Source organism: Bacillus sp. JJ1127 (genome assembly GCF_036965845.1).
Classification (GTDB): Bacteria; Bacillota; Bacilli; order Bacillales; family Bacillaceae_G; genus Bacillus_A.
Window position 1 is genome coordinate 1 of sequence record NZ_JBALQK010000034.1, and the last position, 9,495, is coordinate 9,495.

General features: G+C 36.6%; 8 protein-coding genes. 5 read left to right on the top strand and 3 right to left on the bottom strand.

Translation table 11 applies throughout. The features are described from left to right. Positions 1-311: 311 nt before the first annotated feature. The 3 genes from V7183_RS04300 to V7183_RS04310 all read right to left on the bottom strand — a co-directional run bounded on the left by V7183_RS04300 (position 312) and on the right by V7183_RS04310 (position 1,960). Positions 312-476, bottom strand: coding sequence for a toxin-antitoxin system HicB family antitoxin (locus tag V7183_RS04300; protein WP_001085171.1), 165 nt, complete (start codon positions 474-476; stop codon positions 312-314). Positions 477-491: 15 nt separating this feature from the next. After that, positions 492-1,337: an SPFH domain-containing protein gene (locus V7183_RS04305; protein WP_335358789.1), complete on the bottom strand. Its 846-nt coding sequence runs from the start codon at positions 1,335-1,337 to the stop codon at positions 492-494. Between the two features lie 245 nt (positions 1,338-1,582). Beyond that, positions 1,583-1,960, bottom strand: a complete 378-nt coding sequence (locus tag V7183_RS04310) for a YgaP family membrane protein (RefSeq protein ID WP_335358790.1) — start codon at positions 1,958-1,960, stop codon at positions 1,583-1,585. Positions 1,961-2,383: 423 nt separating this feature from the next. Between V7183_RS04310 and V7183_RS04315 the strand changes: the two genes are divergently transcribed. The 5 genes from V7183_RS04315 (at position 2,384) to V7183_RS04335 (ending at position 9,425) form a co-directional block, all read left to right on the top strand. Beyond that, positions 2,384-3,073, top strand: a complete 690-nt coding sequence (locus V7183_RS04315) for a heptaprenylglyceryl phosphate synthase (RefSeq protein WP_335358791.1) — start codon at positions 2,384-2,386, stop codon at positions 3,071-3,073. Positions 3,074-3,085: 12 nt separating this feature from the next. Beyond that, positions 3,086-5,311, top strand: a complete 2,226-nt coding sequence (pcrA, locus tag V7183_RS04320; RefSeq protein WP_335358792.1) for a DNA helicase PcrA — start codon at positions 3,086-3,088, stop codon at positions 5,309-5,311. Positions 5,312-5,326: 15 nt separating this feature from the next. After that, positions 5,327-7,336 carry an NAD-dependent DNA ligase LigA gene (ligA, locus tag V7183_RS04325; protein ID WP_335358793.1) on the top strand — a complete coding sequence of 670 codons (2,010 nt, stop codon included), beginning with the start codon at positions 5,327-5,329 and terminating at the stop codon, positions 7,334-7,336. Between the two features lie 16 nt (positions 7,337-7,352). Beyond that, on the top strand, positions 7,353-8,558 hold the full coding sequence (locus tag V7183_RS04330) for a CamS family sex pheromone protein (protein ID WP_335358794.1): 1,206 nt from the start codon (positions 7,353-7,355) through the stop codon (positions 8,556-8,558). A 96-nt stretch (positions 8,559-8,654) separates the two neighbouring features. Then, positions 8,655-9,425: a TSUP family transporter gene (locus tag V7183_RS04335; RefSeq protein ID WP_335358795.1), complete on the top strand. Its 771-nt coding sequence runs from the start codon at positions 8,655-8,657 to the stop codon at positions 9,423-9,425. Positions 9,426-9,495: the final 70 nt, after the last annotated feature.

Genomic DNA, 9,495 nt, shown 5'->3' on the forward strand with positions numbered 1-9,495 from the left:
ATAAGATTAAGAATTGAAGCAGTGTGGGAGTATCTGATGGGAAACTCCCATTTTTTCTATATATACATCAATTAAAAAACCGACATAAAACCCCTCTTTTTAGGTGGGAGAGAGCATCTGGCCATGCATAGAAGCGGTCAAGGCCTTTTTCTGCCACCTGCAAGGGTGAAAACAAAGGGAGAATGCGAGTGCAGGTCATGTTTTATTCTTCATAGCAGCGACTTGTATGGTGAATCATGAGCCGAAATATGGTACTTATATTTTCATAAATGATTAGAAAAGACCACTAAAATCTCAGTGGTCTTCTTTGCTTAGGCATCTTTATCTTTTTTTAGTTTTCCTTTTTGCTTTGCCATTTCTCGAAGTAAATATTCGATGTGTGCGTTGACGCTGCGAAATTCATCATTTGCCCATTTTTCGATGACTGCGTGTAATTCAGGATCAATACGTAATGGAAAGCTTTTCTTTTTAGCCATGATTACCTACAACCTTTAGTAGAGACTTCCTGCATTAATAACTGGTTGTGCACCTTTATCTGAAACAATGGCAACTAATAAGTTGTTAACCATATTTGCTTTACGTTCATCATCTAAATCAAGTGTGCCATCTTCATCTAATTTTTGAATGGAGTCTTTCGCCATTTGAACAGCACCCTCGACAATCTCTTTACGTGCAGCTAATACGGCTTTCGCTTGTTGACGCTGTAGCATTGCATGTGCAATTTCTGTTGCATAAGCTAAATGTGTTAAGCGAGTTTCTAATACTTCTACACCAGCGATTTCTAAGCGTGCTTCTAATTCACGTTTTAATTCCTCAGAGATTTCTTTAGAATTTCCGCGTAGTGTGATGCAATTATCATCTTGGAAATTATCATAAGGATATTTTGTTGCGACGTGACGGATTGCTGTTTCACTTTGAATTTCTACGAATGCATCATAATGCTCAACACCGAAGATTGCTTTTGCTGAGTCGACAACTTTATAAACAACAACAGCTGCAATTTCAATTGGATTCCCCTCGACATCGTTTACCTTTAATTTTTTACTATTAAAGTTTTCCACGCGTAGTGAAACGGTTTGGCGAAATGCAAATGGAACTGTTAAAAATAGGCCATTTTCACGAATTGTGCCTAAATAGTTACCGAAAAATGTGATTACTTTTGCCTGGTTTGGTTGAACAATACCAATACCTGTTCCAAGAACTACAGCTAAAATAAGAAACGGAATAGCTGCTACAAATATTTCTTGTACAAGGAAAAATACACCGATACCTGCTAAAACGAAAAGACCAATAATACCTAGAAAACCGTTTACGTAAAACACTTGTTTTTCTTTCATATAATCGCCTCCCTGATATAAAAATGATATCACTTTTATATCATAGAAAACAAGGGGAATAATACCGATTTTTTGAAAAAACGCTTTATTAAGAATTATTCGTTTCAATTTTATGGTGATTTGAATAAGAATGAAAAATCTTTTAGAAAAGTGAAATCAAAATAAGAACATTAGTTCTGTTTTTGTGGTAAAATAAAGAAGACTTAGCCACCCACTGCAGCAGCTAAGTCTCTTTGACAAATGATTCAAAGCGGTTTCGCCAGAATTGCTTCTTCAATCGCTGACTCAATCTCTTTGTCAGAAGCATCATAACTTCCTTTTGACTTTTGTGTGTCATGACTGGAAGTATGATTTACTTCTTCATTAGCATGTCCCTTGTTACTAAAATCCATGCCAGGTATTTTGAATGCACTCATATTCATATATTTTCCAAACTTACATGCTTCAGTAATAGGGCAGAAACGAACAATTCCCTCTGCAATTCTCATTGCACCAAACCATAGCAGAACTTTAGACCAAGTGCAGCGTGGCTGGCGTGCGAGCTTAGCTGTGCCGCAACCTAACAGGACAACCCCGAGTGTAATTCGAATTAGGGCATTCAGTGTACCGATGTTGTGCTTCATCAGAAAAACACTCCTTTTTTCATTGGTTTAGAAATAGAAAAAAGACTATTTCATTTCTTATTATTCCGTGTAAGTTTTGCGATATGTAATCCAACATTTGACGGTAAAAAAGATGTTGGATTGGACGTGTGTATAGGTGTCTTTTTTTGTTATAATGTAAGAATGCATAAAAGGAAGTTTAAAAAGTCCGGTCAAGATAACCTTCGCATTTCTTCGTTGCTTTGTCAGTCCGGTACTCATGTAGTATAGCTACACTCCGTGTCCTCCTGGCTGCAGCGCCTCGAACTGCTCGGTTCTCTAGATCCTCCTTTTTAAACGTATATTGTAAAAGGAAGTTTAAAAAGTCCAGTCAAGATAATCTTTATATTTCTTGATTTTCTTTTTAAAGATATAGGTGATTAGAAAAAAAGAAAGGGTGTTTTCATGTACGATATTTCACAGTGGAAACATGTATTTAAGCTTGATCCTAATAAAGAATTGAGCGATGAACATTTAGAAATGATTTGTGAATCTGGAACAGACGCAGTGATTGTAGGCGGAAGTGATGGAGTAACAATTGATAATGTATTACACATGCTTGCAAGCATTCGTAGATATACAGTTCCTTGTGTATTAGAGGTTTCTGATCTTGAAGCTCTTACACCAGGATTTGATTTTTATTATATCCCAAGTGTTTTAAATAGCCGAAAAGTAGAATGGATCACGGGAGTTCATCATGAGGCATTGAAAGAGTTTGGGGATATTATGAACTGGGATGAAATCTTCATGGAAGGATATTGTGTTTTAAATTCAGAAGCGAAAGTAGCAAAGCTTACAGAAGCAAAATGTGATTTAACAGAAGATGATGTGATTGCATACGCGCGTATGGCGGATAAACTTTTGAATTTACCGATTTTCTACTTAGAATATAGTGGTACTTATGGAGATGTTGAACTCGTTAAAAATGTAAAAGCAGAGTTGCAACAAGCAAAACTGTATTATGGCGGCGGAATTTCAAGTGCAAAAGAAGCAAAAGAAATGGCACAATACGCTGATACAGTTGTAGTTGGAAATATAATTTATGAGGATATAAAAGCGGCGTTACAAACAGTAAAAGCTGTAAAAGGAGAGTAGGTGAAGGCACATATGAGTATAACAGATCGATTATTGAACGGTTTAAATCCGCAGCAACAAAAGGCAGTACAAACAACAAATGGAGCACTTTTATTAATGGCAGGTGCAGGTAGTGGTAAGACGCGTGTGCTAACACATCGTATTGCATACTTACTTGGTGAAAAAGGAGTAGCACCGTGGAATGTATTAGCCATTACTTTTACAAATAAAGCAGCTCGTGAAATGCGTGAGCGTATCGATACGCTTGTTGGGCCGGAAGCAGAGGATATTTGGATTTCTACGTTCCACTCGATGTGCGTACGTATTTTACGACGTGATATTGATCGTATCGGAATTAATCGTAATTTTACGATTTTAGATGCAAGTGATCAACTTACTGTTGTGAAGAAAATTATGAAAGAGCGTAACATTGATCCAAAGAAATTTGATCCACGCTCTATTTTAGCTGGTATTAGCAATGCAAAAAATGAATTGTTATCCGCTGATAAATATGCAAAGCAAATCTCTATTGCTGATCCTTTTGAGAAATTGACAAGTGATGTATATACAGAATATCAAAAACGTCTTCTGAAAAATAACTCATTAGATTTTGATGATTTAATTATGACAACGATTCATTTATTTGAACGTGTTCCAGAAGTATTGGAGTTTTATCAGCGTAAATTCCAATATATTCATGTGGATGAGTATCAAGATACGAACAAAGCGCAATACATTCTTGTAAATAAACTGGCAGCACGGTTTAAAAATCTGTGCGTTGTCGGTGATTCTGACCAATCGATTTATCGTTGGCGCGGTGCGGACATTTCTAACATTTTGTCATTTGAAAAAGACTATGAAAACGCACAGGTTATTTTGTTAGAGCAAAATTACCGTTCATCACAAAATATTTTAAATGCGGCCAATGCTGTGATTGAAAATAATTCAAATCGTAAACCGAAAAAATTATGGACCGACAATCAAATCGGAAGCAAGATTTCGTATTACCGTGCTGCAACAGAAAAAGATGAAGCGTATTTTGTTGCAAAAAAGATTCGTGATGAAATTCAAATGGGTAACCGGAAATATACTGATTTTGCAGTGTTGTATCGTACGAATGCGCAGTCTCGTATGGTCGAGGAGATTTTCTTGAAATCGAATATCCCATATAAAATCGTGGGCGGTATTAAGTTCTATGATCGTAAAGAGATTAAAGATATTTTGGCATATTTGCGTTTAATTGCGAATCCAGATGATGAAATTAGCTTTGCGCGTATTATTAACATGCCAAAACGAGGAATCGGTGCCACGTCCATTGATAAAATTATTAATTACGGCGTGCAAAATGGAATCTCACTAACTGCTGTAATGGATGAAATTGAACATGTTGGAGTAAGTGCAAAAATCACAAAAGCAGTAAAGGAATTTGCGAGTCAATTACACAACTGGGTAAATATGCAAGAATACTTATCTGTTACAGAATTAGTAGAAGAAGTAATCGAAAAAACAGGCTATCGTGATATGTTGAAAAATGAGCGAACTTTAGAATCTGAAGGCCGATTAGAAAACTTAGACGAGTTTTTATCTGTTACGCAAACATTTGAATCACAAAGTGAAGATAAGAGTCTGGTTGCTTTCTTAACAGATTTAGCACTTGTTGCAGATATTGATCGCGTGGATGAGGACCCAACTGCGGGTGAAGAAGTTATTTTAATGACAATGCACTCGGCAAAGGGACTGGAATTCCCAGTTGTCTTTATTATTGGTTTAGAAGAAGGTGTCTTCCCGCATACTCGTTCTCTTATGGAAGAAGATGAAATGCAAGAAGAACGCCGCCTCGCTTATGTAGGTATTACTCGTGCGGAAGAAGAGTTATATTTATCGAATGCCCAAATGCGTACTTTATTCGGTAGAACAAATATGAATGCAGCATCTCGATTTATTTCAGAAATTCCTACAGAATTACTTGAGCCATTAAATGAGACGAAACCAAAACGAGAAACATTTGGTGCAAAAACAAGAACGACAGCTACAACAACACGTTCTCGTTCAGCAATTGTGCGTCCAACTGTGAAAACAACAGGAGGAGAGCAGATTGGCTGGGCAGTAGGTGATAAAGCATCCCATCAAAAATGGGGAGTTGGTACAGTTGTGAGTGTAAAAGGTGAAGGCGATGCAAAAGAATTAGATATTGCATTTCCAAGTCCAATCGGTATTAAACGTTTATTAGCGAAGTTTGCACCTGTAACGAAACAATAGGAAAGGAATGAGGATATGTCAAAAGAAGCAGCAAAGCAGCGCATAGAAGAACTTCGTGATATTTTAAATACATTTAATTACCAATATCATGTATTAGACAATCCTTCTGTTTCTGATGCGGAATATGACCGTAATATGCAGGAGCTTATAAAATTAGAAGCAGAAAACCCAGAGTTTTTAACAGAAGACTCTCCCTCCGTCCGTGTTGGGGGAGCAGTGCTTGATATATTTGAAAAGGTAACACATCAATCACCGATGTTAAGTTTAGGAAATGCGTTTAACGAAGGTGACTTACGTGATTTTGATCGCAGAGTACGTCAAGGAATTGATGGTGCAAATGTAAGATATATATGTGAACTAAAAATTGACGGTCTTGCGGTTTCCCTTCATTATGAAAAAGGACGTTTCATTCAAGGAGCCACACGCGGTGATGGCGTAACTGGTGAAGATATTACGCAAAATTTAAAAACAATTAAAGCGATTCCTCTTCGTTTAACAGAAGAAGTAACATTAGAAGCGCGAGGCGAGGCATATATGCCAAAGCGCTCATTTGTAAAATTAAATGAAGAGAAAGAACAAAATGGGGAAGCTGTTTTTGCAAATCCACGTAATGCTGCGGCAGGATCACTGCGTCAGCTTGATCCAAAAATTGCAGCGAAGCGTAATCTTTCTATGTTTGTGTATGGGCTTGCAGATGTGAAAGAAAAAACGATTGCATCTCATAGTGAGTCATTAGACTTCTTAGGTGAACTTGGATTTAAAACAAATCCAAACCGTCGTACATGTGAAACAATTGAAGACGTAATTGCTTATGTAGAAGAGTGGCAAGAAAAGCGTCCAAATCTTGACTACGAGATTGATGGAATTGTAATTAAAGTAGATGATGTTGCACTGCAAGAAAGTCTAGGAACAACAGCAAAGAGTCCGCGCTGGGCAATTGCTTATAAGTTTCCGGCAGAAGAAGTTGTAACAAGGTTAATAGGTATTGAATTAAGTGTAGGACGCACAGGTGTTGTGACGCCAACTGCTGAATTAGAAGCAGTTCGGGTAGCTGGAACAATTGTCCGCCGTGCATCTTTGCATAACGAAGATTTAATTCGTGAAAAAGATATTCGAATTGGCGACTATGTTGTTGTGAAAAAAGCTGGAGATATTATTCCTGAAGTTGTTAACGTTATTTTTGACAAGCGTACTGGGGAAGAAGAAGAGTACCGTATGCCAACGCATTGTCCAGCTTGTGATAGTGAACTTGTTCGTCTAGAAGAAGAGGTCGCTCTTCGCTGCATTAACCCAGCGTGCCCGGCTCAAATCAGGGAAGGACTCATTCATTTCGTTTCGCGTAATGCAATGAATATTGATGGACTTGGAGAACGTGTGATTACACAGCTCTTTGAAGCAAATTATATTCGGACATTTGCAGATTTGTATTCATTAACGAAAGAACAGTTGTTACAATTAGAACGTTTCGGTGAAAAATCAGCTTCGAATCTAGTACAAGCAATCGAGGCTTCTAAGGAAAATTCATTAGAGCGATTATTATTTGGGCTAGGTATTCGTCATGTTGGAGCGAAAGCAGCTCGTACGTTAGCTGAACACTTTGAAACAATGGATGAGCTTGTCAAAGCAACAGAGGAAGAGTTGAAAGCAATTAATGAGATTGGTGAAAAAATGGCCCAATCAATTGTCATGTACTTCGATAATGAAGACGTGTTAGAATTGTTACAGCAGTTTAAAGAGTACGGTGTTAACATGACCTACAAAGGTATAAAGCGTGCTGACTTGCAAAATATTGCATCTTACTTTGCTGGAAAAACGATTGTCCTAACAGGAAAACTAGAGGTTATGGGACGAAGCGAAGCGAAGAAAAAGATTGAAGAGCTAGGCGGTAAGGTAACAGGAAGTGTAAGTAAGAGTACAGATCTAGTTGTCGCAGGTGAAGCGGCGGGGTCGAAATTGGCGCAGGCAGAGAAACATAATATTGAGGTTTGGAATGAAGAGAGGTTCTTACAAGAGCTGAATAAGTAAGAGGTGCAAACTTACCATGAAAAAAATAGCATTAGCGATATTAAGTCTTGGGTTACTTGTAAGCGGATGTAGTAGCGCAGGAATAAAAAAAGATGAAAAAGTTGTTGAAAAATCAGGTAGTAAATCAAAAGAACAAGCGATTGTTCCGAAATATTCTATTTCTGATGATTACTATAAAACGACAGTTCCATTTAAAAAAGGAAATGCACGTGGCTTAGTTGTACAAGGATTAAATAGTCGTTTAGATATAGATGAGTTTGAAACAGGATTAATGCGTATTGCGAAAGAGTCATTTAGTACGAAAGATTATTTATTTAGCGGCGGTAAAATTTTAGATGCACAAACCGTTCAAATGCTTGTGAAGAGAAAACGTACAGATGCAGAACAGAAAGAATTAGAAGAAAAGCTTGGAAAAAAAGAAGCTGATAAACTTCCTAATATTGGTTTGAATCCAGAATTAGATGCTGGACCAGAGTCATTAGAAGTACGAAACAAGAAAAAGCCAATCTACCTTTCGAATATTTTAGAACATGACTACTATGTTCCAAAAGGAAAAGGGAATAAAGAGGTTGAATTAAGCGGAATAGTTATCGGGCTAGCGATGAACTCAGTTCATTATTATAACCAAGAAAATGGATATCCACGTGAGACGGAAATTAGTGAAGAAGAGACATTAAAACAGGCTAAACCAATGGCGCAAGAAATCTTGAAAGTGTTACAGAAAAATCCAGAGGCGAAAAATGTTCCAATTACATTTGCGATTTATCGACAAGGGCCAAAGTCGTCGCTTGTACCAGGGCACTTTGTATCTTATGCAAAAGCCGATAAAGGTAGCGATACAATTGACAGCTGGAAACCAATTAATGAAAAGTATTACTTATTCCCTTCTGCAGACGCAAAAACGGATAAACGTGAAGATTCTGCAATGATAGACAATTTTAAGACAAATTTAGCAGAGTACTTTGAAGGAGACTACACAGCAGTTGTTGGTACAGGATTTTATAAAGATGATGAATTAAAAGAGATGAAGCTTGAGATTCCTGTTCAATTTAATGGGAAAGCAGAAATCATTGGTTTTACACAATATGTAGCAGGACAAGTTATGGCATACTTTCCAAATTATATGAAAGTACAGGTAACGATTAAGTCGATTGAACGTCCAGAAGCAATTATTGTACGTGAGGCGAAGCAGGATGAACCATTTGTGAAAATTTTAGATTAAGAAAAAAAGCTGTTCCTTTCCGGAACGGCTTTTTTTCTTCTGTAATTTTGTTATAATTTTTAATGTTGTGAACAAAAAGGGGTAAGGAGAAAAGACATGGATGAGTTAAGTTTACAGATTATTGTATTACTCGTTGCTTTTGGTTTTTTGGCTGCATTTATTGATTCAGTTGTGGGAGGCGGGGGATTAATTTCACTTCCTGCACTTATGTTTGTGGGGTTATCACCTGCTTCGGCAATTGCAACAAATAAGCTGGCTGCAACGATGGGGGCGCTTACAAGTACGATTTATTTTATTCGTTCAGGAAAGGTTAACTTTCGTATTGTAGGAAAGTTAATCCCGTTAACTATTATTGGAGCAATTGCGGGAGCTTTAGTGGTGAAATTTATTCCACCTGATATTTTACGACCACTGGTACTTATTATGTTGGTATTTATTGCGATTTATATTATTGTGAAAAAAGATTGGGGCAGCGTGTCTACTTATAAAAAGATGACAAAGGGAAAAACATTAATGTTTTTCTTCGTTATTTTAAGCTTAGGATTTTATGATGGATTTTTTGGTCCGGGGACAGGTTCATTTTTAATTTTTGCATTTTTATTAATTGGTTTGGATTTTATTCAAGCAGCTGCATCTGGAAAACTTTTGAATTTTGTTAGTAATATTGTATCTTTAATTACATTTTTATTTTTAGATATTATTCATTTTGAATACGGCATTATTATGGGATTATCAATGATTTTAGGAGCGTATTTCGGATCTAAGTTTGCAGTGCAAAAAGGTGTTGGATATGTTCGAACTTTATTTTTATTGGTAACGATTTTGTTAATTGGAAAAAATGTTTTGGAATATGTTCATATTTTTTAGCTTCATACAAATGTATGAAGCTCTTTTTTTATTATATTTTAAAAATTTATTAATTTTTAAAATATAAGTC